26 protein-coding genes are annotated in these 26427 nt (G+C 41.3%); 13 read left to right on the forward strand and 13 right to left on the reverse strand.

Translation table 11 applies throughout. From position 1 onward, the window contains the following. Window positions 1-17: 17 nt before the first annotated feature. Window positions 18-1601, reverse strand: a complete 1584-nt coding sequence (locus AACU32_RS30400; protein WP_096605274.1) for an AAA-like domain-containing protein — start codon at window positions 1599-1601, stop codon at window positions 18-20. A gap of 202 nt (window positions 1602-1803) precedes the next feature. On the opposite strand from AACU32_RS30400, the gene AACU32_RS30405 reads away from it, so the two are divergent. Together AACU32_RS30405 and AACU32_RS30410 are read left to right on the forward strand one after the other, a co-directional pair. Then, complete coding sequence (locus tag AACU32_RS30405) at window positions 1804-2556, forward strand: 16S rRNA (uracil(1498)-N(3))-methyltransferase (RefSeq protein ID WP_096605276.1); 753 nt, start codon at window positions 1804-1806, stop codon at window positions 2554-2556. 64 nt (window positions 2557-2620) lie between these two features. Beyond that, window positions 2621-3712, forward strand: coding sequence for a tetratricopeptide repeat protein (locus tag AACU32_RS30410; protein ID WP_096605278.1), 1092 nt, complete (start codon window positions 2621-2623; stop codon window positions 3710-3712). Between the two features lie 167 nt (window positions 3713-3879). Here AACU32_RS30410 and AACU32_RS30415 read toward each other — a convergent pair whose 3' ends face one another. Next, complete coding sequence (locus tag AACU32_RS30415; protein ID WP_096605280.1) at window positions 3880-4431, reverse strand: hypothetical protein; 552 nt, start codon at window positions 4429-4431, stop codon at window positions 3880-3882. 422 nt (window positions 4432-4853) lie between these two features. Here AACU32_RS30415 and AACU32_RS30420 point away from each other — a divergent pair, with 422 nt between their 5' ends. Then, complete coding sequence (locus AACU32_RS30420; protein WP_096608243.1) at window positions 4854-5522, forward strand: alpha/beta fold hydrolase; 669 nt, start codon at window positions 4854-4856, stop codon at window positions 5520-5522. On the opposite strand, the gene AACU32_RS30425 is transcribed toward AACU32_RS30420, so the two are convergent. After that, window positions 5452-5883, reverse strand: a complete 432-nt coding sequence (locus tag AACU32_RS30425; RefSeq protein WP_096605282.1) for a VOC family protein — start codon at window positions 5881-5883, stop codon at window positions 5452-5454. The two genes, AACU32_RS30420 and AACU32_RS30425, sit on opposite strands and share 71 nt — an antisense overlap. Before the next feature lie 157 nt (window positions 5884-6040). Here AACU32_RS30425 and AACU32_RS30430 point away from each other — a divergent pair, with 157 nt between their 5' ends. From AACU32_RS30430 to AACU32_RS30445, 4 genes are all read left to right on the forward strand, one after another. Continuing rightward, window positions 6041-6172 carry a hypothetical protein gene (locus AACU32_RS30430; protein ID WP_339378389.1) on the forward strand — a complete coding sequence of 44 codons (132 nt, stop codon included), beginning with the start codon at window positions 6041-6043 and terminating at the stop codon, window positions 6170-6172. 53 nt (window positions 6173-6225) lie between these two features. Continuing rightward, window positions 6226-7023 (forward strand): TIGR00297 family protein, encoded by a 798-nt coding sequence (locus tag AACU32_RS30435; protein WP_096605284.1) that lies wholly within the window; start codon window positions 6226-6228, stop codon window positions 7021-7023. A 352-nt stretch (window positions 7024-7375) separates the two neighbouring features. Next, window positions 7376-8134 carry a peptidylprolyl isomerase gene (locus AACU32_RS30440; RefSeq protein ID WP_096605286.1) on the forward strand — a complete coding sequence of 253 codons (759 nt, stop codon included), beginning with the start codon at window positions 7376-7378 and terminating at the stop codon, window positions 8132-8134. Next, a complete protein-coding gene (locus tag AACU32_RS30445) occupies window positions 8083-10788 on the forward strand; it encodes a type I secretion system permease/ATPase (RefSeq protein ID WP_096605288.1) in 2706 nt (901 codons plus the stop codon). The genes AACU32_RS30440 and AACU32_RS30445 overlap by 52 nt, the downstream gene beginning before the upstream one ends. 140 nt (window positions 10789-10928) lie before the next feature. Here the strand turns inward: AACU32_RS30445 and AACU32_RS30450 are convergent, their stop codons facing one another. Both AACU32_RS30450 and AACU32_RS30455 read right to left on the reverse strand, forming a co-directional pair. Further along, on the reverse strand, window positions 10929-11789 hold the full coding sequence (locus AACU32_RS30450; protein ID WP_096605290.1) for a DUF4351 domain-containing protein: 861 nt from the start codon (window positions 11787-11789) through the stop codon (window positions 10929-10931). 192 nt (window positions 11790-11981) lie between these two features. Further along, complete coding sequence (locus tag AACU32_RS30455) at window positions 11982-12272, reverse strand: hypothetical protein (protein WP_096605292.1); 291 nt, start codon at window positions 12270-12272, stop codon at window positions 11982-11984. 202 nt (window positions 12273-12474) lie between these two features. Here AACU32_RS30455 and AACU32_RS30460 point away from each other — a divergent pair, with 202 nt between their 5' ends. Further along, window positions 12475-12636 (forward strand): hypothetical protein, encoded by a 162-nt coding sequence (locus tag AACU32_RS30460; protein ID WP_339378390.1) that lies wholly within the window; start codon window positions 12475-12477, stop codon window positions 12634-12636. Window positions 12637-12769: 133 nt separating this feature from the next. Further along, window positions 12770-12964, forward strand: coding sequence for a hypothetical protein (locus AACU32_RS30465; RefSeq protein WP_096605294.1), 195 nt, complete (start codon window positions 12770-12772; stop codon window positions 12962-12964). A 3-nt stretch (window positions 12965-12967) separates the two neighbouring features. Here the strand turns inward: AACU32_RS30465 and AACU32_RS30470 are convergent, their stop codons facing one another. Beyond that, the gene (locus AACU32_RS30470) at window positions 12968-13891 is read right to left on the reverse strand and encodes an ion channel (RefSeq protein WP_096605296.1); all 924 of its coding nucleotides are present in this window, start codon (window positions 13889-13891) and stop codon (window positions 12968-12970) included. A 125-nt stretch (window positions 13892-14016) separates the two neighbouring features. On the opposite strand from AACU32_RS30470, the gene AACU32_RS30475 reads away from it, so the two are divergent. After that, window positions 14017-15195, forward strand: a complete 1179-nt coding sequence (locus tag AACU32_RS30475; RefSeq protein ID WP_096605298.1) for an MFS transporter — start codon at window positions 14017-14019, stop codon at window positions 15193-15195. A 59-nt stretch (window positions 15196-15254) separates the two neighbouring features. On the opposite strand, the gene AACU32_RS30480 is transcribed toward AACU32_RS30475, so the two are convergent. From AACU32_RS30480 to AACU32_RS30490, 3 genes are all read right to left on the reverse strand, one after another. Further along, on the reverse strand, window positions 15255-16163 hold the full coding sequence (locus AACU32_RS30480) for a DUF2382 domain-containing protein (protein ID WP_339378391.1): 909 nt from the start codon (window positions 16161-16163) through the stop codon (window positions 15255-15257). Window positions 16164-16332: 169 nt separating this feature from the next. After that, a complete protein-coding gene (locus AACU32_RS30485) occupies window positions 16333-17214 on the reverse strand; it encodes a DUF2382 domain-containing protein (protein WP_096605300.1) in 882 nt (293 codons plus the stop codon). A gap of 355 nt (window positions 17215-17569) precedes the next feature. Then, on the reverse strand, window positions 17570-18406 hold the full coding sequence (locus AACU32_RS30490; protein ID WP_096605302.1) for a DUF2382 domain-containing protein: 837 nt from the start codon (window positions 18404-18406) through the stop codon (window positions 17570-17572). Window positions 18407-18985: 579 nt separating this feature from the next. Between AACU32_RS30490 and AACU32_RS30495 the strand changes: the two genes are divergently transcribed. Further along, entirely contained in the window at window positions 18986-19327 is a 342-nt protein-coding gene (locus AACU32_RS30495; protein ID WP_096605304.1) for a hypothetical protein, read from the forward strand. 5 nt (window positions 19328-19332) lie between these two features. Here AACU32_RS30495 and AACU32_RS30500 read toward each other — a convergent pair whose 3' ends face one another. The 4 genes from AACU32_RS30500 to uvsE all read right to left on the reverse strand — a co-directional run bounded on the left by AACU32_RS30500 (window position 19333) and on the right by uvsE (window position 24387). Beyond that, on the reverse strand, window positions 19333-20916 hold the full coding sequence (locus tag AACU32_RS30500; protein WP_096605306.1) for a multicopper oxidase family protein: 1584 nt from the start codon (window positions 20914-20916) through the stop codon (window positions 19333-19335). Between the two features lie 372 nt (window positions 20917-21288). After that, complete coding sequence (locus AACU32_RS30505; protein ID WP_096605308.1) at window positions 21289-21639, reverse strand: hypothetical protein; 351 nt, start codon at window positions 21637-21639, stop codon at window positions 21289-21291. 5 nt (window positions 21640-21644) lie between these two features. Further along, window positions 21645-23243, reverse strand: coding sequence for an Hsp70 family protein (locus AACU32_RS30510; protein WP_096605310.1), 1599 nt, complete (start codon window positions 23241-23243; stop codon window positions 21645-21647). Window positions 23244-23433: 190 nt separating this feature from the next. Beyond that, entirely contained in the window at window positions 23434-24387 is a 954-nt protein-coding gene (gene uvsE / locus AACU32_RS30515) for a UV DNA damage repair endonuclease UvsE (protein ID WP_096605312.1), read from the reverse strand. A gap of 432 nt (window positions 24388-24819) precedes the next feature. Here uvsE and AACU32_RS30520 point away from each other — a divergent pair, with 432 nt between their 5' ends. Then, window positions 24820-25038, forward strand: a complete 219-nt coding sequence (locus AACU32_RS30520; protein WP_096605314.1) for a hypothetical protein — start codon at window positions 24820-24822, stop codon at window positions 25036-25038. Between the two features lie 362 nt (window positions 25039-25400). Further along, window positions 25401-26207, forward strand: a complete 807-nt coding sequence (locus tag AACU32_RS30525; RefSeq protein ID WP_096605316.1) for a PhzF family phenazine biosynthesis protein — start codon at window positions 25401-25403, stop codon at window positions 26205-26207. Window positions 26208-26427 lie beyond the last annotated feature (220 nt).

A 26427-nucleotide genomic window follows, 5' to 3' on the forward strand; every position in this document is an offset into this window, starting at 1 on the left:
TACCTATCTGCTATCTATTAAAGGAACATTTGAAAATAAAGCCGATATAATTCACAACGCGGCTCTGCAAAAAAACCTTTTAACTTTATCAATCCCAAACGTTGTAAAGATTTTGCAATCCTTGGATGTAATTTAACCGGATTTTCTACATCCGCCGATATAACTTGACTGAATGCTGTTCTCAACTCTAGATTATTTTCGAGTTGTTCCAAGAGTTCGCGTAGATGGTCACTAAATGCTCCAGATGGGGTGGGTGCTTCTTTTAAAAATTGCTCAAATTTCTTTTTATTAAACTTAAATTCATCGATACCAATTCGCAGAAGATAAGGATGTCCTCCTACCATAGCCATCAGTTGCTCAATGTTTTGGCCTTTCAACTTAAGATCATGAGCCTTGAGTAACTGTTGTACTTGCTCCCGACTAAATTCAGGTAAATCTACCACTAAACCCACATTAGCCAGTGGTGAGTTATTAATATCTAAAGATGTATAAAATTCCGTAGAATGGACAATAATTAAACGAAGTTTTTCCCAAATTTTGCTATTTGGATCGCCGCGTCTTGCTATGTCGTGAAAACTTCGGAGAAGATTACAAAAGTCTTGGCCGATTTCAGGGTGTTCAAAAATCAAATCCACATGATTCAATGCTATCACTAAATCGTTAGCAGTATTTGGTAATAGGTATTGTTTAAAATATTCACTACTGTTATAAATAGAGGCCAGTTGATTATCCCAATATTCATTTACCTTATTAGTTAACCCTAGCTCGTTACTAACAACAGCACAAAATGACTGTAAGAATCTTTCCATATCAGTTGCAACTTGGCGATTTACTAACCGCCGACAACTCAAAGTTACGGTTTGAAAGTTATTCGCTCGTGCATAAGTAAGAATCCTGTTCATCAGAGATGTTTTCCCCATCTTGTCAGGCGCTTTAATTCGGATTAAGGCACCTAGCTGCTTAATCGCCTCATAACAGCGCTGCTCAGTGGGAGGACGTTCTACATAAAAATCGCCTGGAGATTGGTTTTCTGTCTTTTTACGAAGAACTGGGGTTAATTCTTCAGGAATATTTTTTAGCTGAATCTCTGCAAGCCCCCACTTAAAAGCTTTTTCAGGTGAGAGATTTGCACCTAGCGCTTTGTAAAAACCCACAGCAAAAGCGATCGCAGCTTGATCGCCAATTGCTGTATTCATGCCAATTACAAACGGGATATGCTGGGCAATAGCTTTGGCTTGAATATCTGAATAACAAGCATTTAGAATCACGCACTCAACTTGATTGGCTACTAATTCAAACAACGCAGCTAAAGCCTGGGGAGTGACAGGTTGCATTTTACCCAACTCATCTTCAAAGCAAAGCTCACCAGTACTTGTACCATGTCCAGAAAAATGCACGATATGAGGCTGAAAATTCAGTAATTCTTGGCTTATATCTCCTGAACGAGCAGAAAATCCAAACTCTAGCTGAAATCTTTCTCGCTGATTGGCTTGTTGCAGCCTTTGTTTGATTTCTCGTAACTCTTGTTGTAAACGCAGTCTAGCAGTATCAGTAGGTTCAGCCGTCAAAAACAAAATTCTAATTTTGCTATCGTTACTCATCCAGAATCATTCCCCAAGCTCAATGAATTACCTGCATCGTTTCTCAGTCCTAGCCTTGATTCCGTATACTTAAGAGAAACTACTGAAGTGGATTTACTCGATTTTAATGTTTTTATGAAGACATACACTGATATTTCACCCAAATCCGAAGTTATTCCGGAAAGCAAAAAAATATTGATACTCCCACAGTGCAGAAAATCTTATGGCTCAACTGCAAAGAATTGCGATCGCACCTTCTCAACTCCAACAAGGGCAAATTTCCCTCACCAAAGAGCAACAACACTATCTAGCACGGGTGTTGCGGTTGCGTGAAGGCGATCGCTTTATTGCAATGGATGGTAAGGGTAAATGGTGGTTAACCCAGCTAGCAGGGGAGCAAGGACAGGTTTTAGAACCGCTGGTGGTGGAAACTGAGTTACCTGTATCAATCACCCTGATGGTAGCCTTACCCAAAGGAAATGGATTTGATGAAGTAGTCAGGTGTTGTACTGAGTTAGGAGTAACAACAATTGCCCCAGTTTTGAGCGATCGTACTTTACTGCAACCAAGCCCCCAAAAACTCGAACGCTGGCGGCGAATTGCGGCGGAAGCTGCGGAACAATCAGAGCGGGCTTTTGTGCCGACAATTTTAGAACCTGTGGCTTTTAGCAGTAGTTTGTCTTTTGAAAATAGCCACAAATATATCTGTGAAGCCCGTGGTAACTTTCCTCACCTCAAAGATTGCTTACCGCACCAAATAAGCAAAGTCGAAGGTATAACAAATGACCAAGGACAAATGACAAATGACCAAGGATTAATTATCGCTATAGGCCCAGAGGGAGGATGGACACAACAAGAAATTGATAGTGCGATCGCGGCGGGATTTCAAGGAGTTTCCCTTGGTCGTCGGATTTTGCGGGCTGTGACAGCGCCAGTTGTGGCTTTATCACTAGTTTCCGCAGCGTGTGAAGTATAAAGGATGTATATCTCACGCAGAGGCGCGAGAGAGATATTCTTCCAGTGTGGGTGTAAACAAAGTGATGATTGAACAAGTTGCCAATGCCTTTGAGCGTAAAGACTATCACACTGCCGCTAAATTACTCAAGCCCCTGTTAGAAGAATCGCCAGAGAATCCTTGGGTGCAATTTTATCTGGGACGACTGCATGAAGTCTCAAGAAAGTATGAGAATGCACAAAAGGTTTACCGACATTTGTTAAGAAGTACAACCAATACTAAAATTTTGACGCAAGCCCGTCAGGGTTTGCAGCGACTACAGGAAATTGAACAAGAAGCAAGACAAAGAGCTATTATTGAGGCGACAACAGAACCTAGTAATACAGAATTAGGCGTACTCGTCTTAGAACCTCTGAGTAATGAACTCAAAGCCAAATTAGCGCCCAAATTTGCCCAGATTTTCCAAATTGACACCTACACTGCAAGGCTAAGTTTACCCAGTCGCGGCTGGAAGTTATATCGCATTGGACAAATCGGAGAACTCAAGTTTTACGGTACACAACTACAACAAGCTGGTATTCCCTGCTTTTGGGTAACAATCGCTGCTATTGGGCAAATTCGAGTGTTTCAAGTGCATAATTTTGTCGAATCTGCTGCGAATACTACTATTGTTTGCCGTAACCCCGCAAATCAACTCGGTTCACTAACCTTCAAATGGTCAGAAGTCAAAGCACGGGTAGTGGGACTATTACCTATTTTTGAGCAAGTCGTAGATGGCGATCCTTACCGCAAACTAGAACACAAAACTCAAACCCAAGACTATGCACAATTTTGTGATTTACACCTACCGGGTAGGGGTTGTATTTTGCGACTTTCTGACAAAAGCTATCAATACCAAAAAGGATTAGAAATCACATCTCAAACTAGCCAAAATACCATCAGAATTAATTGGAATTTTTTACAAGAATGGCTTGACCAGCAACTACCTCAAATCAACGTCTGGTCAGATTTCACACACTTTGCAGAAACAATATTAGATCAAACAGAAATGCTGGGTAACATCCAGTCTCACATTCACCTGTTTCGTAGGGATAAGACTAATTGGGACCCAGCATTTCATTTATATAGTGGACTCGTATTTTCAAACCTTACCCAAAAAATAGATCGGGATAATTAGCGATCGCACCACAAAAGTTGGACAAATCTATACAAAGGAAAGTATTAAACCCGATGGAAAACAACACTTAGGCCAGCGGTAGTTGAGCGTTCGCGTAGCGTCTCGCAGGGAAATCGAAACTTAGTGCATCGCTGACAAATGATAAATGACAGGCGAAGCAAGTAAACTTAACCAGGAGTTTTCACTTGACGTGCGAGATCCAAGTAAGCACTCATATTAGCTCCGGGACGGCGGCGACCGTTAGTGCTACCAACTCCACCAGCAACATATTTGGGTGCAAAGGTGGTTTCTTTTGGTGCTTCTTTAACTACTTTAGCTGCTGCGGCTTTATCATTCTTACCTGGTTCAACTTTTAGACCTTGAGCAGTCTGAACTAGTTGCACATCAGCTGGTTTTGCTTCTTTAGTTGATTTTTTCTTAGACTTAGAAGACTTAGAAGCAGCTGTTTTTGTGCCGTTTAATGATTCTGCCTTGGATGGTGATGTAACTGTTTCGGCTACTTTTTTAGCATTATCTGCAACAGTTTCTGCTGCTTTTTTGGCATTATCTGCTACTTCTTTAGCTGCTTCTTTAGCTGCTTCTGTAACAGCAGCTACTGGCTTTGCATCCTTGGATTCATCAAGTTCTAAGAAGTAACCGTTGCTTTTCTTCTTTTTCCCTGGTAAAAGTCCAGTTAGGAAACCGACAATGCCCGAAATCAACTTTTTGATAAAATCCATTACAATTGCTCCTGCCTTTATTATGTGGAATTTTTACCGTAATTATTAAAAATTACGACATTATGTTACATTTTTTTTGCTTTGCATCATCCTATTTTGGATGACCACCTTCATAGGTTTCTACTTAATCAACATTGTAGTAATAATACAGCGCAAGTGTTTTCACCTGATTTGTGGGAGCACCCATAACCTGCATACAATACATACTCTAAGAATTAATTATTAAATTTTACTGTAACTCAGGGCAAGATTCTGAACGTTAGCTTAATAAAAATTAACAATTCTTCATTTGGAAAATCCTGATTTTCAGCAAAGTGCAGTTGTTGACTTTAAACCAGTAAAAGGAGTGTCATAGATAGTTTTGCAGTGACAATGAGACTCAGTTACATTTTCTACAGAAGCGATTCAGCACAAATATGGTAATTAACAATCAAAATCAGCAACGTAATCCTGTGTTGTTAGTACATGGCATTGATGACACAGGGGCAGTTTTCTATAGAATGGGGAAATATTTAAAACAACGTGGTTGGTCTGTCTATGCCTTAGATCTAGTGCCCAATAATGGTGCTAAAGGTTTAGATGAGTTGGCAAAGCAGGTAGCAGATTATGTAAATAAAGAATTTCCTCCAGAACAACCACTGGATTTAGTTGCTTTCAGCATGGGCGGAATTGTCAGTCGTTACTATATCCAGCGGCTGGAGGGAATTAAGCGGGTACAGCGGTTTATTACTATTTCTTCGCCCCATCAAGGCACTGTAATCGCTTATGGATCTCAGCGGACAGGTTGCGTGCAAATGCGTCCCAACAGTGCTTTGCTGCAAGATTTAAATTCTGATGTGGCGATGTTGCAGGATATCAACTTTACATCAATCTGGACTCCTTATGATTTGATGATTGTCCCAGCTAAGAGTTCTCAAATGCCCGTGGGAAAAGAGATGATATTTCCTGTGGCTTTACACCCCTGGATGCTGTCAGATTCTAGGTGTTTAGCCGCAGTAGCAGAGACATTAAGCGAGCCGATTAAGTCCTATCCCCAATTTGCGAATACTCAGAACCGCCAAAAATCGCCTCTGGGTGACGGTAATATTTAAATTCCATTAAGTTATAAAAAGGATCTTCTAAAAAGAACGTGTAATGCTCTAGAGGCAACCCCACAAAGCGTTTTTTGGGTTCTTCTCGAAAAAGTAGTTGGTGCTGTTGTGCCCTTTCTAGTAAATCTTGCCAATCTTGTTCTGAAGTAAAAACTAGCCCAAAGTGTCTGGGATAAATACCGCGTTGGGGTGTCAAAGGTTCTTTAGTGGTGTGAGCTACCAATTGATGACCGTATAAATTAAGTATCAAAGCGTGGGGATTCTCACGTCCAGGAATGCAGCCCAAACCATCTACATAATATGCTTTTGTTTGGGCAATGTTTGTGACCGGGAAAGCAAGATGAAATAAAATTGCGCTCATAGTTTTTGCCTAGAACACTAGTACTGATTATTGCTATCTATAATTTATTCTTAATTGCTTGAATGTAGTTAAAGAGTCAATAGTCCAAAGTCCAAAGTCAATATTCAACAAGCTTTTGACTATTGACCAGTGACCCTTGACTTTTGACTAATGCCCCATGACGGCAGTTGCTTCAAGCCGGGGAACCCGTCCAACGCACTGCCTCCCCAATGCCAACTTTATCCGGAAACAGGAGAGAATATCTGTAATTCTTGGATTATGGGGTGAAGAGGATGAAGCAGGAAAGTGAGAAATTCGCTATTCTGTTGATATTCAGTTCACGCTAAATAAGATGTATTGCTGATGCTCTCTTTCTTTGATTCTGCAAATCCTTGGTTGGTGGGAGTCGGATTAAACGCAATTCTGTTGGGTTTAGTTTGGATTGCTCCTAAGAAGCTGCTCACCCCGGCGGGAATATTCCACGCTTGGGTTCTGGGTGTGATCATTTGGGGAACATTGGGTTGGCAAGGGTATCTGGTAGTCGCATTCTATTTTTTAGTGGGTTCTGGAGTGACGCGGATAGGTATAGCACAAAAAGAAGCCGAAGGAATTGCTGAAAAGCGTTCTGGCGCGAGAGGCCCGGAAAACGTCTGGGGTTCGGCGTTGATTGCGGCGCTGTGTGCTTTAGGAATTGGAATTTTAAACGCAGGATTGTTTGCTTCTCTTCCTCAGTCTTTAGTCACGAGTCTCCAGTCTTTACTGGTGTTGGGCTATGTGGCGAGTTTTAGTACCAAACTTTCTGACACTTGTGCTAGTGAGGTGGGTAAAGCATACGGTAAACGAACCTTTTTGATTACCACAATGCAACCAGTACCTCGCGGAACCGAAGGCGCAGTCAGTTTAGAGGGAACTTTAGCCGGGGTGGTGGCTTCAATTGCGATCGCATCTCTCGGTTGGGGAGTCGGTTTGATAAACTTGTTAGGCGTAGTTTGGTGTGCGATCGCGGCTTTGATTGCGACTAGCTTAGAAAGTGTAATCGGTGCAACATTGCAATCTCAATATACCTGGCTCACTAATGAATTAGTGAATATTTTCAATACATTCATCGGTGCGATCGCTGCTATGTTAATTGCTTACGTCTGGGCAATTTTTATTGCTTAATTAACTAGCTAGCACGATTCAAGATAATTTTTAAGGGTGTTATTTATCATCGGTCTTTAGCCATTTTTCATGGTTACAGATGCTTTTGCCTTTTTCAGTGGATGGAAAATAATTTTTGCCAATTTACTTATGTTTTAAAGAGCCAAATATATGCACTATTTTTCTCTAAGTAAGAGATGAGGTTGGTATTTTTCTGCTCACAACATAATATTAGTAATTATCTAAATTAATTTACTAATTTATTTTATAGAGAGATTTTGGTATTGAATGTAACCAATAATCTTGGGAAATCTCTATATTATTACAGTTGGAATTGTAGCAATTATTTATTATTTTAATACCTAATCAGTTTATGGAATCTTTATCATTTTTAACTGTAGATAACCAACCAATTTCTATTGAACAGGCAGTAAAATATCTGCAAGCCTCTGGCAAGTTGACGCAGTTTATTGGTGATATTATTCGCCAGCACATAATTGAGCAAGAAATCAGTATTAGAGAGGATATTGATATCAGTTCGGCTTTCACAGAACAGACAATTATTGATTTTCGGCTGAAAAATCAACTAACCGACCCGCAAATTTTTCAAGAATGGTTAAAGAAGAATGGCACAGATTACCAGACATTTCACTCATCAATTGCTTTGACTTTTAAGTTAGAAAAATTGAAAGCTGTAGTCACCGAACCTAAACTGCCAGAGTATTTTATTGAACGCAAAATCTATCTAGATAGGGTAGTAATTTCGAGAATATTTGTGGATAATCGCGAACTGAGTGAAGAACTACATACTCAAATCGAAGAAGGAGGCAGTTTTGAGCAACTAGCCAAAGAGTATTCATTAACGGACGATCGCATTGTCAATGGCATGATGGGGCCAATTAGTCGGGGTACATTGCCAGATATCTTGAGATCTGCTATTGATGCAGCAACTCCCGGACAATTAATCGGCCCAATAGAAATTGAAGGTCGTTATGGTTTGTTTCGAGTAGAACAATTTTTGCCAGCCTCTTTAGAAGATACTCAACTAAAGCAAGCACTACAAAATGAGTTGTTTGAGAAATGGCTAGCAGAAAAAATTCAAAAGCTGACAGTCAAATTACAAGTGAAATAAAAATTCTGGATACTCAATCTTTACGAATAAACGTGCTAGCTTCTGTACCGTGGAATCAACCGCCGCTATGCTGGCTTACTTCTGAACAACAATCCCGATTACAAAATCAATCAGAAATTCGTCGGTATCGTTTAGGAGAAAAAATTTGGTCAAATACTATAGGAGGTAACCAGTTTTTTATTGTCACTGGTAAAGTTCGCTTGCGCGAAGAAGAAATTGGCAAGCCGTTAGCAGCTTTACAACCAGGAGACTGGTTTGGGGATTTACAAAAATTATCTGTAGAATGCAAAGCTGTTGCTGCTAGTAAAGAAGTCATAGTTGTTTGTTGGGAAACAGCACTGTGGACGGAAGTTTTAACGCCGGAGATGGAGGGGTTTTTTGCTGGACAGGGGGGACATGGTTCGGCTTCGCTCACCAACCGGGGACAAGAGGGACAAGGGGGAGAAACAACTAATTCTCTAGTTCATAGTCCCCAGCCCCTAGCCCCTAGCCCCCAGTCTCTAGCTCCTAGCCCTTCGCCGACAACTTATAACTATCCGTTTGTGGCTAGCGGGAATACAGCCGCAGCTTGTTTAACGATGGTGGCGCAGCATTTGGATCATGCTGTGAAGTTGGAATGGGTACAACGCCAACTACGGGGACAACGCCCAAAAAATGTTGTGGAAGCAGCAGAAAAATTGGGGTTGGTGTTGCAACGGTTGCAAATAAGTTGGAGTGATTTGCGCTCCTTGTCTTTTCCGGCTTTGATGCAGTGGAATTGTGAAGCGCAAGCAAGTCCTACATGGGTGGTAGCTTATGGTATTAAAGGCGATCGCTTAATTATCGCTAATCCTTTAAATAGCGATCGCACTTGTGAAAGTCTCCCCCAATCTGTGCTGGAAGCCGCTTGGGATGGGCAAATGTGGACAGTTGAACTCATCTCTCAGGAAGAAAAATTCAACCTGAGTTGGTTTACTCCCGCAGTTTGGAAATACCGAAAATTATTAGGCGAAGTCTTGCTTGCGTCTTGGACATTGCAGCTTTTGGGGTTAACGACACCGCTAATTACCCAAGTTGTAATTGATAAAGTCATGGTACAAGAGAGTTTACCGACTCTCGATGTCATGGCGATCGCACTTTTACTGGTAGCGATATTTGAAGCTGTACTCGGCATTCTCCGGCTATTTATCTTCACCCATACAGCCCGACGACTAGATTTAAGTTTATCAGCGCAGCTATTTCGTCACTTAATGCGTTTGCCTTTAGCTTATTTTGAATCGCGGCGCGTCGGGGACACAGTAGCCAGAGTCCAAGAACTCGAACAAATTCGTCAGTTTCTCACAGGTACAGCCTTAACGGTGATATTAGATAGCATCTTTGCTGTGGTGTATTTAGCATTGATGTTTTATTACAATATCCCCCTCACCTTTGTGGCTTTGGCTGTATTGCCATTATTTGCCACATTAACAATAGTGGCGACACCAATTTTGCGAGGTTGGCTGAACGAAACCTTTAACCGCAGCGCTGATAGTCAATCGTTTCTGGTAGAGACTGTTACCGGGATACACTCAGTTAAAGCCCATGCAGCCGAACCAGTAGCCCGCGATCGCTGGGAAGGTTTATTTGCGCGCTTCATTCGCACCAGTTTTAAAGCTTCGACTACCTCCAACATCAGCAGCAATCTTGGTGATTTTCTCACCAATTTTTCTACCTTATTAATTCTCTGGTTTGGAGCCAAATTAGTCATTGACCAAAAACTTACTATTGGTCAACTGATAGCTTTTCAAATGTTATCAGGAAGAGTCACCGGGCCTCTGTTGCGATTAGTGCAGTTGTGGCAGAATTTGCAACAAGTTCTCCTTTCTGTAGACAGAATTGGTGATATTCTCAACGTTGCTCCCGAAGCGGAAGCAGGAACCGGATTAGTATTACCAGCCCTGAACGGACAAATCACTTTTGAGCAAGTATTTTTCCGTTACCAAGCAACTACAGAACCAGTTTTACGCGGGATTTCTTTTAACGTTGAACCAGGGCAATTTGTCGGGATTGTTGGGCGTAGTGGTTCCGGTAAAAGTACCCTGTCTAAATTATTGCAACGCCTCTATCAAATTGAATCAGGACGCGTCTTAATTGATGGTTTTGATATTAAAAGTGCCGATTTAGCTTCACTGCGGCAACAAATTGGTGTAGTTTTGCAAGAAGACTTTTTATTTAACGGTTCCATCTTAGAAAATATCACCCTTGGCAACCCCGATATTACTGCTGAACAAGTAGTAGAAGCAGCCCGGTTAGCCGTAGCCCATGATTTCATCAGTCAATTACCCTACGGTTACGAAAGCAACGTGGGCGAACGGGGTACAGCCTTATCGGGGGGACAGAGACAACGGATAGCCTTAGCGCGGTTGTTCCTTTCCTCAGCACCGATTTTAATTTTGGATGAAGCCACCAGCGCCTTAGATAGCGAAACCGAACAGCAAGTACTGCAAAACCTGCAAAAAATCTCCGCCAACCGCACCGTGTTTCTCATCGCCCACCGTTTCGCCCCCCTCAAACGTGCGGATTTGATTTTAGTGATGGAACAAGGGGTAATTGCAGAACGTGGTACACATCCCCAATTGTTGCAGCAAAAAGGATTGTACTGGTCACTTTATCAACGCCAACAAGCGAACATTTAGCATCACCGCATTACCTCACATTTCTCACAAGCTGTAGGGGCGGGTTCACAGATATGCTCCCATCATCCGTGAGTATCTGGCTTAACCCGCCCCTACGATTTATTGACTCACGTTAATGCCGCTTTTTTTGCTGTATCTGCTTAAGCTGGGGAAATATTTGTGAGGTAATTGACTAAATCAGCTTGGCTAGTGAAATCTAACAGCGCCTCGGCTAAATCTTCTAATTGAGCGATCGCTAAAGCTCGAATCTGCTGTTCCGTCTGGGGTTCAATTGCACCTAAACGGCGTGTCACAAGACGCAGAACCAGTTGTAGCGCCTCTTGTTTCTTTCCTTGTTCTTCTCCCTGTTGCAATCCCTGTTGCAATCCCTTCTGCAAAATATCCTGGTAAATCACAGATTCTTGCATAATATCCTCTCGAAAAAGCTGTGTAATTAAACTTTTGTCAAACCGCAAACCAGCTAGAAGTTGTACGCAAGCTGATATATTTTGTCGCTCATCTGTTTCTTCAATCATATCGACAGCCGCCGCGACTTGCTGTAATAAGTCTGGGGGTGAGTTGCTTTGCGCTAATGTCGCCAGGGGTAATAGTGCGGGGTTAGCTAGCAAAGGGGTGGGATCTTCTTCCCAGAGGCGAATGACGCGGTATTTATGTATGGTGTTGGTGTCTACATATTGAGTTTGAAAAGCAATTTCTGATGATGTCGCTTGCAGGAAAATTAGCACCTGCTGAATATCACACCAATATTGACGTTTCAATCTGGTGTAATAATCCAGCATCCGAAAGTCAAGCGGTGGTGTGGATTTGGGCGAAGTTTGAAACTCTAAATGCAGGATTTGATTGGCGATTTGCAGAAAGGTAACAGAATCAGCGCGAATGGGTTCGAGAGTCAATTCGGTTTTAAGTACTTGGATATCTGAAGTTTCAGATGCAAGTAACCATCTGGCAAAATCGGCTGGGTAGGTTTCTGCGAGGTATTTGCAAGTGTTATCGTAACTCAAGGCCTTACGCTTACTCGGTAACTATATTTTGCAATAAAGCGTAGGCGTAGCCAGCCTTAGGCATCGCCTGCGTAGTGGTTTATCCCCTGAATTCTGAAAAAAACTGCGATAGACGGGTAGGGACACAACATTGTTGTGCCCTAAAGAATAATTTATATGTCGCCAACATTCTTTAAATTGGTATTAGCTGTACTACACCACTACGTTTTCATAGCCGCGATTTCTAATTGCTAAGTATATTTGCTGTTTAAAGAGGAGTTGAGCCTCATTCACGAGGAAAATAACCTCATTAATGAACTTCTGAGCCTCATTCACGAGGAAAATAACCTCATTAATGAACTTCTGAGCCTCATTCACGAGGAAAATAACCTCATTAATGAACTTCTGAGCCTCATTCACGAGGAAAATAACCTCATTAATGAACCTCAGAGCCTCATTCACGAGGAAAATAACCTCATTAATGAACTTCTGAGCCTCATTCACGAGGAAAATAACCTCATTAATGAACTTCTGAGGGCATAGTCAAAGATGAAGATATCAGCTTTTTAGAAAAATTTAGCTTAGAAAACTGTCCCGACTTCCAAGAACAGATTAAAGCGGAACTAGGCTATTTGACGCATGGTTCCAGCTTACTCGACAAAGCGATCGCCTAGCCGAGGAAAAGAAACAAAAGAGCGATCGCAATTTGCAAATCACCATTTTAGCCGTAGGTACTGGCATAGGCGCAGGCGGAATTATGGTATCTAGTTACACTTTAGTGCAAAGCGATCGCCTGCTCACCCTTGTGAAAACTCCAGCAATCCCCAATGAATTGGGAAGCCTACACTGTACCGCAAGGTCAGTGTAGGTAGTTCACTTAGCATTTTTTTACCTTCTGCCTACTACCCTCTGCTCTCTGCCTTTCTTCGGTCACATAGCAGATTTTTCAGCCGAAAGCTGTTAATCGCGCGATAATTAATATAGAGATCAAAGTAATTGATATGTCTTCTACGCCATGCCCTAGTTGTGTAGTTGCCCTCAATCAACAACAGGAGCAAAATATCTCTCATCACAACCAGTGTCAAGATATTCGAGATAAGCACAGCAAAACTGTAGTCAAAAATTGTACTGTGGTTGAAAATGGTCGAGTAGTAGTTAAACCATTACAACCACTACCTACTGAGACTGCTGATTAAAATTTAACTTCCTTCATCCAGAGGTAAGACATCGTGGAAGGCTTGGTAATCAATATAGCGATGTCCATCATCTGTTTCATGTATGATATTCACAAACTCATAATTCCAAAGAATATCAGTAGAACCATAGGTATGACGAGCATGAACAACCTGTGCTACTGTTTCATCAATACCGCTGAGGGAAACCACAATCGAGGTATGCATTTTAACTAATAATTCTTGTGTCATTCCATATAGCGGGCTAAACTCATCAATGATATGCATCGCTGACCAACTTAATGTAAAGCTAGGTGATAGATTCCGCCGCAGCGTGAGATCGTAAATCCGCCGCATCTTGTGTCCCTCAGCAGTGACTTCATCTCGCATCAAGTACACTCGCATTTGAGCTTCGAGAATCTGGTTGCGCCGTTGATTAGCTGTGCGGAACATGAGAGTTGGCTCACCATCATGGGCTGTAATCACAGCGACACGGCTAAAAACTACACGCGCAGTAGGACGAGAGAAGCGAGCAAACGCCAATCCAGTCATCAAAGCAATACCCATCAAACCTGCGATCGCTTCAATAGTGACGATAGTATTGGCATAAGTTGTTTTCGGATACATCGCCCCGTAGCCAATAGATGCCAGGGTTTGCACGCTGAAAAAGAAGACATCTAAAAAATTACCAGGTCGAGCATTCTCAACACAGTCTCCTCCTGCTAGATAAGCTAAAGCAAATATGGCATTAATCACCAAATAGGCGACAGCAATTAGCAGTAAAAAGCCAGTCCAAGGAATTGTCAACAAAAGATGATAAGGGTCGCGCCAGTAAGAATACCAAGCACCCAAGCCCACAATCTTAAACTGTCCGTCCCTAATTTTGATGTATACTCGCTCAAGCCGATGTGGGTCGTGCTTGCGGAAAATTTTCTGCAATCGAAATTTCATTTGTCATTTGTCATTGGTCATTGGTCATTGGTCATTGGTCTTCCTTGTCCCCTTTGCTCCCCTGCTCAGGAGCTCCCCTACCCTCTGCCTTGACTTAATAACAACCAGGTGCTGATCTATCGTTTATGAATCGACATTTTTGGATTACCGCTTTAATCGCCTTTATTAATTCCCTCAGTTTTACGATTTTAATTCCTATTATCTATCTTTATGGCAAACAATTTGAACTCAGTGATTTTCAAACCAGTTTATTATTTTCCATTTACTCTATATCTCAGTTTTTTGCGACTCCAGTCATTGGTAAACTCTCCGATCGCTTTGGTAGAAAGCCGTTATTGATTATTAGTTTAGCGGGAACTGCGATCGCTAACCTAATGGCTGGCACAGCAACAACAGCAGTCGCTCTCTTCCTCGCCCGATTTCTCGATGGGATTACAGGCGGTAATGCTTCTGTCGCCCAAGCCATTATTTCTGATATCACTACTCCTGAGAATCGCGCTAAAGGTTTTGGGATTTATGGCGCAGCATTAGGGCTAGGCTTTGTCTTAGGGCCAGCCACAAGTTTGTTAGCACAGCAGATTTCCTTGGGCGCTGGGTTTCTTGTTTCGGGTGCGGTAGCATTCTTAGCTGTGATCATCACAATTTTCCTTTTACCGGAAACCCTTAAAAACAAGGCGGAAAAATATCAAAACATTTTTGATATAGGTTTAGATAATTTAATTAAAGGTCTGTTTCTTCCTAAAGTTGGTATTCTGCTGATTATTAACTTTTTTATTGGCACTACTTTTACTATTTTCACCTACGCCTTTCAACCATATTTTTTGAATGTTTTAGGGCAAAATAGTCAAAATTTAACACTGATGTTTCTCGTGTTTGGTGTGCTGGGTGTGATCATGCAAACTTGGGGAGTATCAATTCTCAGTCGCAAATTTAATTTAGTCAAAATATTATTTTTAGGTTTATTTATCCGCAGTCTTTCGTTTAGTTTAATGCCAGTTTGGGCTAATATTATTTATTTTGTAGCAGTCAGCATCCTCTTTTCACTGTTCAATTCTCTAGTGCAACCGATGATCAACGCCTTAATTTCCCTGAATGCTCAACCCCAAGAACAGGGAACTGCTTTAGGATTGAATGCTTCTTATTTAAGCATCGCCAATGGTGTGGGGCCTGTGATTGCAGCAATGCTGATTAACCAATCAAATCCCACAACCTATGGCTATCCTTTATATTTAGCCGGAACCCTGACATTTTTAGTTTTATTTTTGGCGATCGCTACTCGGCAAAAATATACACCAAAAAATTAGGGTGAGCAATGCCCACCCTACTACTAGCTAACAGGAGAAAAGCTGATTTTTTATTTTTACTATGCTTTTGGTGCTTGACCTAGAGAACAGCGATCAAACCACTCTTGGTATTTCTGGCGGTATTCCTCATTGTCAACCACAATTGAGACTCGTACCTGTTGATAACCAGGTTGCTTCTCTAAGGCGATCGCATTCAAAAGTAAGCTAGCAATTTTCGGAGAGCTAAACAAGCCGCTGACAGTTAAACCATTGTCCAAACTTGCAACTTCAGGTATTTCTGACGCTTCCGTCAAATTAATATCGGCTATTGTCTCTTCCCCTAAATCAATTTCTGCTAGCTGTTTATATTCGGGGCTGACTTGTTCGACAATCAATTTCTCACGCCGGACAGGAACTTGTACCATCCGCGTTTCAATTTCTTTGCGGACAATTACATCACCTACTTTCCGTTTGCTACTATTAATAACTAATCTTTCTTCTAGTAACTGAATAATCTCTTCTTCCTGAACTTCTGCTACACTTGTAGTTTCTAGACTACTATTGATAGTTGGATTATTAGCTATTTGTCCATTTGAGCCATCTGACATGATCTGCCCGCCTTGTTTGTGCGCTGATACATTTTCTGGTGTATTGTCTATTTCCGATTTTTCTAAATCTAGGAAAATCGATTGAGTCGGGTTATCAATTTTCTGAATTCTCTGGCTTCGCAATTGTAAAAAATTATCTGTATATTGCTTACTATTAGATTCTAGGCTGTATTGATTATCCCATTGAGATATAACTAAGTTTAGGCGATTTTCTGAATCCAAAATTAGATTTTTGACTTCACCTATCAGTTGTCCTTTTTTATCTAGCACAGCAAAATTTTTCACTTTACTGCTCAAATTATCCAGCATTTTGCTAATCCGGTTACTAATATTTGCTGGATTGGCTATTTCCGATTTCCTTGTCACAGTTTGGCTATTCATAAGGCAATAATTATTAACTAACTGCTTTGGGGACGTAAAACTATAGCTTTTATTAACTAGCTTTTATTAAATGCGATCGCCAAAAATAAAAATTGATAATTGTGGTTTTGAGGATTTAGATCCCCGACTTCTTGAAGAAGTCGGGGATCTAGCAGCATAGCGATGTTAATTAACGTTCTTCAATTGGTAGTCCACCAGTAGTATCTACATCTAATTCTTCCCGACGGACAGTTGCTTGAGCTTCAGAGGTTTCTTGCTCCACAACTTTTGTGACTCTCACTTCTTCACGCACAACTGCTTCTTTGCGAATATCGGGAGTTTCTTCATAGATTTCCACGCGAGCTACTTCACCTTCGCGGAAATTAGCTTCGCCAGGAGCAACAGGACGACCAGCATCTGTTGGGGTGACACGCTCAATTACTACGCGCTCTTTTTCCAAAGGTACTGCTACTCTTGCAGTATCAGTTTCCACGCGCTTACCAATCGCTACTTCTCCCGCTTTTTGACGTTTTTTACCAGCAATTAGTCTTTCTTCATACAATTTCAGAGTTTGGTTATCACTCTCATTGATGTTAAACAAAGAAGGTTCTTGTTCATAAGTGTATGTATCGCGGTTATAAGCAGGATAGCTTGCATCTAGAGGTGCAGAAGGATTTAGAGGTCTTGATGTGTCAACAGCAGATGTTGCATCTACAGGACGGCGGTATACTCCACGTACCTGCTCTTCATAATCGTAATCAATACCTGAGCGTTCATTGAACTCTGGTAATTCTTCAGCTTGTTGTCTGGTCATACCAATGGCGTAGACACGGTCAACGTTATAGTCAATCCGAGCGCGTCCAATGGGTAGCAATACTTTTTTACCAAAAATCCAGAAGCCTAAGTCAACGACTAAATAACGAAAATGTCCTTCATCATCTACTAAAACATCGCTGATACTACCAATCTTCTCATCTCTACCTTCCGCGTAAACACCAAGACCTTTAATATCATTACCCTGAAAAGTATCTTGGTAGTTAGGATCAAAATCTTGTAGTTTATAAAGTGCCATGATATTTTTTCCTCAGTCTTTAAATCTCATCTGCTATTATCTAAACTATATTTTTATTGACGTTATTTCATCTTTCTCACGACTGAATTCAGTTGATGATTTTCATCTTAAGAAATAGATATTTAATGTTTTACCATGCAAATTTATTTTTTTAATGATGGTGGTTAAATCAATAAATTAACTTTCATTTAAAATATCAAGAGTGCAGGCAAAGTTGATTATTATCTCCGCCTGCACTATAAATTCTCGAAAGTACCCAATTTGTAGGCTGTATCAGAAACTTGTACAATTGCAGCACTCTCAATAGTTAGCACTGACGCACCCTACAAAAATTCTCATACCGTAGTCTAGGTAATTAAATAGCTATATCTCTGGGCGGATTTGTTTCATTCACATCCAAATTACCGGAAGTGTCAATATCTAACTCTTCTCGGCGCACTGTTTCTTCTGCTTCAACAGTATTGCTATCTACTACTTTCCTCACTCGGACTTCTTCCCGGACAACAGTTTCTTTACGAATATCTGGTGTTTCTTCGTAAACTTCTATGCGTGCTACTTCTCCTTCTTGAAAATGTAATTCTTGTGCATTGACTACAGTTTCTGTGGTTGGAGTCACTCTTTCAATCACAACACGCTCTTTTTGCAAAGGAACAGAAACTTGTGCAGTTTCCGTTTCAATGTGCTTACCTACTGTAACTTCTCCTGTTTTTACACGATTTTTACTAGCAATTAATCGCTCTTCATATAGTTTGAAGGTTTGTTGATCTTGAGCATTCAATTCAAATAAATCAGGTGCTTGGTAACCCGATGTTCCTTGCTCGTTAGTTAATTGACCGATTGGTGGGTGATAAACATTGCGGACATTTTCTTCATAATCTTCATTAACAACAATGTTTTCGCGATATTCAGGTAAGCGTTCTACCTGCTCTTTACTCAACCCATCAACATATACTTTCTTTTCAGAATAATGAATATGAGCAAGACCAATAGGTAATAATATTTTCTTATTACCACCCTCAAAGCTGGTGTCAATAACTAGATAGCGGAAACGACCATCGTGGTCAACTAAAGCATCGGCAACTGAGCCAACTCTCACACCACCTTCAGTATAGAGTTCTAAGGCTTTAACATCATCACCACCAAATATTTCTCGGTAGTTAGGTTCAAAATCTTCAAGTTTGTATAGAGGCATAAATTCTTTAAAACTAGTTGCAAATATCTATACATCAGCCTATAAATTATTGAATTGATTTTCATCCTGCTGGCGGCTGAATTTATTTGCAAGAGTTCGGGTAGCGACTTCATCCTGAAGAACTGAAGAGCTTCATCAAGAGTCTGAGATTATCGATGATGGTGAATTTATGTATAACTAAAGTTATATATAAATTTATTTTATAAATTAAGTCTCTTACTTTAGTATGAGAGCGTTAGGCAGAGAGTCGCAATCTGAAAGTAGTGTAAAGATTTTTATCAATTTTTGGCACTTTAATCATCTAAATATGACCTAGAAGTGGAATTGAGTTAAGAAAGTTAGCGCCAATGAAAAAGTTTTCATCACCATGAAAGGGGACAAATGACTCTTAACTGTTGACGGTTGACGGTTGACGGTTGACTGTAACAACTGACAACTGACAATTGCTTTTTTTACAAAAATTAAATAAGAGTTATCTAGGATACCAAAGTTGTGTTGATTTATTTCTAGTTATTGATTTAATTAGTAGTTGGTTTAGAGTAAAGATAAAACCTCACAGATGAAAATGGCAAAATTTGTATGTGGAAAACTGTGTTCTTGACACTAATTTTGTTGATTGCCTCAGTTTTACTGATTGCGGAAACGACTTTTGCAACGCCTTGGATGGAAGGGAATTCATGGCTGGCTGAAAATACTGTGAACGCTGTTTCACCTGAGGTAACTCCATCGCCGGAATTACCTCAGGCTAAAGTTGATGAGTCCCAGAGTAATCAGCAAACAGCAGACAGCAAAACGGAGAATGAAAATTCTACTCCTGAAAAACAATCTGCTGTCAACTCTGTTCGTCCTCAAGCTGCTAATCCTTACGATATGGAAGCGATCGCGAAATATAATCAGGAAAATTATGGGGCTGGAAACTAAGCTGATTACAGCGTTGTGATTTGGGAAATTGGTAGCGCTGCTGCTGTCGTTACCGGGTCATGACCACCTTGACCAACTTCAAACTGAGTCATCATTGCATGGTCTTCATGAACAAGATTATGGCAATGCATCATAAATTTACCTTTGATATCCCTTCGATCCCGACTACGAAATTGAGCAATCACGCGGACTGTCTCGAATTCACCAACTAAGAAGACATCTTTCCAACCCCGTTCATAAGGGCGTGGGGGTAAGCCGTTGCGATCGAGTAGTTGCAAGTCAACCAGATGAATGTGGACGGGATGTACCCAACCGCTTCCAGGGTTCACCAATTCCCAAATCTCCACATCACCTGGTTGGGGATTAGCATCTACTCGCTTGGAGTCCCAGGTGAGGTTATTAATCTTCCACTGTCCGTTGTTACGTTCAAAGCGGAAGTTTCGGGTGCGGGCGATGGGTTTATCTGTTAAAGATTCTACAGGACGTATTTGCTGGGGAATGATGCTGTCATCTTGTTCAGAGCGTGTGACATCAAAACGCATGATGGTATGAGTGCGGATATCGTTATCGATGGTACCGGAGAAGCCAACATTCCTTAAGTAGACTTGGGAACCGATGGGATATTTGGAAAAATCGATGACGATATCATAGCGTTCTGCCATGCCAATCTGTAGACCTTGCAATGGTGAAACTAATTCTACAGGTGCAGCAAGTAAACCTCCGTCACTACCAATGACAATTATTCTTTCACCGCTGGTTTGTGCATCTGGTTTTTGACTCAAAATTAGTCGGTAATTTCGAGATGCAGAAGCGTTTAAAACTCGGAAGCGGTATTTGCGATTAGCTACTTGCATTTGCGGCCAAGGTACGCCATTGACAAGAATCACGTCTCCGTAAATGCTTCTTTGATTGTTGTCATTAAATACTAAACTGCCGTCATTAGCTAATCGCTTATCTTGAATAATGAGCGGGACATCATAATCGCCTTTCGGTAGGGGTAAATTCAGTTCATAATCATCTTCAACAATGTACATCCCTGCTAAACCCATGTAGACATTGCGGGATGTGAAATCGAGAGTATGGTCGTGATACCAAAGTGTGGCGGCGCGATCGTTGGGATAAATGTAATCTTTGAAGTATTGCGGAGGAATATAATCAATGGCATAGCCATCGTATTCTGGTAAAGATGCCATACCGTGTAAATGAATGACGTTATTAATTAACCTTCCTTGGCTATCTTTATCTAACTGATTAATAAAACGGACTTTCGATAATCTTCCCCCTTTAGTTGGATCACCACCTCGTTGTCTAATTGTCGGTCCGGGACTGATACCGTTATAGCCCCAAATCTCTGTTTTCAGTCCAGGTAAAATCTCGATTGCAGATTTTTGAATCTTGATTTCATAATAATCAAAAACGTCATCACTACGTTTAGGTTGAAGAACAGGTGGGATTTTAAAAGGAAGCTGAAAACGCGGGATTTGTGGACTTAATTGTGCTGAAGCAATACTGGGAAATCCAAAGGGCGATAGCAGAACTCCACCGCCAGCTAAACTAAGTTTAATGGCTTCGCGTCTGGTAATATTCATATTGTTGTTTTCCTAATAAATGACCGAAACAGTGCTAAGTCAACAAGCAAGCTTAGATGCACATTGAATGTGACTGTACTTAATGTTGTTCTCTTTGATGCATTCAGGAGTACGCCAACAATAGATGTATATCTATTTAGTGAATATAAAAAATAATTTATTGCTTTTTGCTGGGAATTGGGTGAGGTAGGTGGGAAAAATTAACACTCACTGTAGCAATTCTATATGGTTTGTGAAAATTTTCGCTTTCCAGATCCCCGACTTCTCAAAGAAGTCGGGGATCTAATTTTTCACGAATGATTTAAGACTGCGCTAGCAATATAGTAATGTTCGTCGGTAGGGTATTGCTTACATATTTGTTGTTATGAGTAACTAAGCGCAATTAAACCGAACTATGTAAAGTTTTGTAAGGGGAAAGCGGGGAAAGGGCGGGGAGACCCCGCCCCTACAAATGCATATTTCCCATTGTTGTTTGAAGTTGAGATTATTTTGGTATGCAATCTTTGTAATTGTTTCCAGGCGATGCAATTCAATTGCAAGGCGATGCAATTGAGTTTCCAGGCGATGCAATTGAGTTTCCAGGCGATGCAATTTAATTGCAGGGCGATGCAATTGAGTTTCTAGGCGATGCAATTCAATTGCAGGGCGATGCAATTGAGTTTCCAGGCGATGCAATTCAATTGCAAGGCGATGCGATCGCATTGTCACCCGATACAATGGCATTTCAGTTAACTCAATTGGGCGACGAGTTGATTTTCTAAGACTGTGTCGTTGGTTAATAAGTCTTCAACTGTGATGCGCAAAAAGCGTTGTTCGTCAACTTGAAATTGGATTTTGATGCGATCGCTTCCGGGAAATCCCGGTGGTGTTAGTTGGGCGATTGTTCTCGCGCCATCTTTATCATTCAGGGGTTTGACGGTAGTCGCGCCATTATCGAGACGACGGGTAATTAAGCGATCGCCATCAAAGTAAACTTCTGTACCACCAGTCTCTGCACCCAATTCTCCCATGATTAACTCGATGCTGGGCTGATTTTCTAAGGATGCGCCTAGCACTAATTCTACTGGCTGACTCATGGGATAAGCTTGTCCAGCTTTAATAATTGGATGCCAACTGTGGCGTTGATTACGTCTATCCCAGTAGCGCACGCCATAACTGTGGTAAAGAAAGTCTTTGATTTCTATCCCTTGGGTGATTTGCAGCGCACCTTGAGCGATCGCTTCAAAGGGACGTTCACAACGAATTTTATCAGGTGTAAAGTACTGTTTTACCCATGTCTGCACCGCTGGTAGTTGCACTGTACCACCAACTAACAACACAGCATTAATATCCGCCAGTTCGATTCCCTGTCTTCTGGCTTGCTGTAACAAACTCGTCATCGAGTCATCAAGTCTTTCAAAAAATGCGTGTTCTTTGAGAATGTTTTCTAAACTGTCGCGGTTGAGTTCTAATTCGTAACTTTCAAAATTTTCATCATCAAAATACACTTCACTGGCTTGATTTTGAGTTGAGAGTTGAATTTTAACTCGTTCTGCTAGTCGCGTAGTTAAAGGACTTACCGCTAAATCTTGGGTTTTGGCAAAGTAATCTACTATCCAGGTATCAATATCTGTACCACCTAAATTTTGTCCAGCTTTCGCTAGTACGCGGGCGGTTTTAACTTTTTGCTTGGAGTCTTCAGCTAAGGATTTATTACCCCACTTCAGCAAAAATCCTACAGGCTTGGTATTTGCTTGGGCGCTGCGATCCAAGCGCACCAAGGATAAATCTAAAGTACCACCGCCAAAGTCAATCACCAAGAGAATTTCTTGATCTGCTAAACCATAACCCAAAGCTGCGGCTGTCGGTTCATCTAACATCCGCACTTGTTCGACGGGAAGTGCTTGACAAACTTGTCCTAACCAGTGGCGATAAGTTTCAAAGCTATCTACAGGTACGGTTAAAACTAGAGAATCTAACCCGCCTTCTAGGGGTGCTAATTCTGCAATCACTTGGTTGAGGAACCATTTACCTACTTGTTCAAAGGTGACGATTTGTCCATCGAGTTCGGGTAAGTAACCTTGAATATCCGCGCCAATACCGCGTTTGAAGCTGCGGAAAAATCGCGCATCGCCTTTGAGGTCGAAACCGCGATCGCGTACTTGTTGCCCTACTAAAACTTTACCTTGGGTTGCATCTTCCACATACACCAAGCTGGGAATTAGTGGCGGATTTAGACTTTGTTGAATTGATAAACCAGGTATATTCAGGGTTTCGGGCTGCTGGGTGACAGGGTTCCAACGAGCAATGACTGTGTTGCTAGTACCAAAATCGATTGCGATCGCCATATCTTAATTTAATATCTCATGCCAAAGTCAGGGCGCTTGCTGGCAGAGGTTTTCCTATACGGTTGGGGAAAAGGGTAAGGGTAAAAGGAGAAAGGTGTGAATTCATCCTTTGTCCTTTTCCCTTTCCCCCTTCACCAAACCGAATTCCGAGGTTTTCAACTTCCAGACAATGCCCATCACAACAAACTACTCATTTGTGATTATTCTCTATTAACCACCATGAGCGCAAATTAGCGATCGCTTCTTCTTTGTGTTTGGCTTCGACTTCGATCCACGGTGCTTGATGATAAACATTAGGCATGGCGGTAATCATATCACTGTGTTTTCGGTCTTTAAAAGCGCTGTCACCATTGGAAATATGGACTAATTGCCAATCTGGATTTTCCCAGGTTTCGCGCGCTGCGTAAAACATCTCCGCCACACTCGGATCGTCGTAGCTGTCGAGATTTTCGTGGCAAATATGGTGATGCGCATCGAAGACCATTGGCACACCAGCTTGCTTACACACTGCTAAAATTTCACTGGCGCTATAGGCGTATTCGTCGTTTTCAAAGGTTAAGCGGCTTTTAATTGCTTCGGGTAGTTGGGAAATTACTTTTACCAGTTGTTCAGCACGTTGGGATTTACCGCCGTGAATATTCATCAATGACCAAGGCGATCGCGGTAATCCTAATAAGTCTAACGTGCGGGCGTGGCGTTCTAAAATTTTGATGCTTGTTTGTAAAACTTGGTCAGAATCAGAACTCAGCACGACGAATTGATCGGGATGTAGCACCATTCTGATATTTAAAGACAGCGATCGCTGTCCGATTTTCGCTAAATCAGCGCTCATTTCTTCTAAAATATTTGCGCCAATCTCGTCTTCCATATCACTCAGCGGAAACAAAGCCGAGGACATCCGATACAGCCGAATCTTGTTTTCCTCACAAAAAGATAATGCTTGATCCAAGCGTTGCAAGTTACTTTGATAGAGTTCTTTCAGGGCGCTTTGGCGTTGTTCAGGCGTGAGTTGTAAATAGCGCGTGCGCGTCATTGTCCGAAAACGCACTTGTTTGTCCAAGGTAATGCAAACCAGCCCTAACTCTGGTAGAAAACCTTTTGCTAGCTGTAAATTAGGTAGATTTTGGTACTGGATTGCAGTCATTGATTTTAATTGCTCAAATCTTGGCGCTTCTTTGATTTAACTAAGTTCTTCTCAGGGCGATCGCTATCTAAAGACAGAACTCTCGATTTTGACAGATGAAGACAGCACACAGCAGCTATCTAGATTCTGTGTATTTGTTGTCTAACTAAGTTTTTACAACATACATCTATCTTTTGACTTATCTTCTGTAAAGAAAATTTAATTTTTGTATAGTTATTGTATAGATATCGTAATAATTTAACACACTTTTTCTCTTAACAAGCTTTCGTACTCCAGATTTTGCCCTGATCATGCGATCGCACATCCAAAGGAGGAATGTCAGCGAATCGATATGTATCTTTTGGCAGTTTAGTCAATACCCTGAAATATTTATTAATATGAATATACATTCAGCGTTAAGAGTGAAATTCTTCACCAACGGAGTAGAAAAGCATGAACGACGAAAAACCATCAGACTCTAAAGATCCTCTGGGATACTTTAAGAATGGGATTTGGCTATTTGGCCTCTCATCTTGGGTATTTGGGATTACAGACCGTAGTATTGCTTCCTTTGCAGATGGTTATTTATCAGCTTCGGATTTGACGCAACTATTTACAGCCGCTACATTTTTGGTAGCATGGCTATTTTTGAAGCCAGTATCGAGAGCATAATCATCAAATAAATAATTTTGCACTCAGCGCAAAGCGTGCTTGAGGAAAGGTTAGAACCTGAGATTCTTGGGAAATTAGTATATTGGCTTCCAAAGACTTTCCGAAAACCAGTAGGTGCATTATGTGAGAGAGAACACTTTTTACCACCATAAATATGTAAATAAAATATGGCGGCTAGGGCAAACAAACAGCAAGCAAAAAAAGTTATTTATATTGATAAGCGTAGGGGGAATTCTGAATCATTGGAATTCCCCCTATTTTTAATGAAATTGCACTTATCCCGCCTTTGCTGCGAGAAATATACAGGTTGTGAGAAGCTGAGATTATCCAACTTTGTCTAAGTCTTACATAAGGGTGACACTATGGGACAAATAATTACACAGGTTGATGCTTTCACCAATACGCCATTTGCAGGTAATCCGGCTGCTGTGTGTGTTCTCCCTACTCCCCAAAGCGATCGCTGGATGCAAAATGTAGCGCAGGAAATGAATTTATCGGAGACGGCTTTTCTCGTCAAACAGGATGATGGCTTTAATCTGCGCTGGTTTACACCGACTGTAGAAGTACCGCTTTGTGGTCATGCAACTTTAGCCAGCGCCCATGTACTATGGTCCCAAGGACATCTGTCACCGAATGAAGTTGCCCGTTTTTCTACTAAAAGCGGTGTGTTGATAGCTACAAAAAAAGGTGAGTGGATTGAGTTAGATTTTCCTGTCAATCATTCACAAGTCACTGATGCTTTTGCGGAACTGAATGAAGCTTTGGGTGTAGAATGTAAATCTGTCTATCACAATTCTCTCGGCTATTTGGTGGAAGTGGAATCTGAGGATTTGGTATGGCACATGCAGCCCAATTTTCAACAACTCAGAAATTTGCCTGTTGCTGATGTGATTGTTACTAGCGTGACTCACTCTGATTCCGAGTACGATTTTGTTTCTCGCTTTTTTGCACCAGGATTGGGTATAAATGAAGACCCTGTGACTGGTGCGGCGCATTGCTGTCTTGCTCCTTATTGGCGCGATCGCCTGGGTAAGGATGAGTTTTTGGCCTATCAAGCATCCAGCCGTGGGGGAGTGGTGAAGGTGCGATATGGGGGAGGCGATCGCGTTTTTTTAGGCGGACAAGCTGTTACAGTGCTGCGGGGGGAGTTATCAGCAAGTTGTTGCTAACTCAATCTGTGATGGGAATGCACCCAAAACCCAATTAAGGGACTTACTCGTAAAAAAATATTCCATTCCTATTGTTCACAGTCAACAGCGCCGCACTGAAGCTCACTCGAAGTGTCAACCGTCAACGCAAAACTTTTGGGTGTAGAGGTAATAAAATCAACAGAAAAAATCAGTTAAAGGTAGGAAATCCCACCTCTAACCGAAATCAAAGCATTTTGTA

The sequence above is a fragment of the Calothrix sp. NIES-2100 genome, from assembly GCF_963875285.1.
GTDB lineage: Bacteria > Cyanobacteriota > Cyanobacteriia > Cyanobacteriales > Nostocaceae > Aulosira.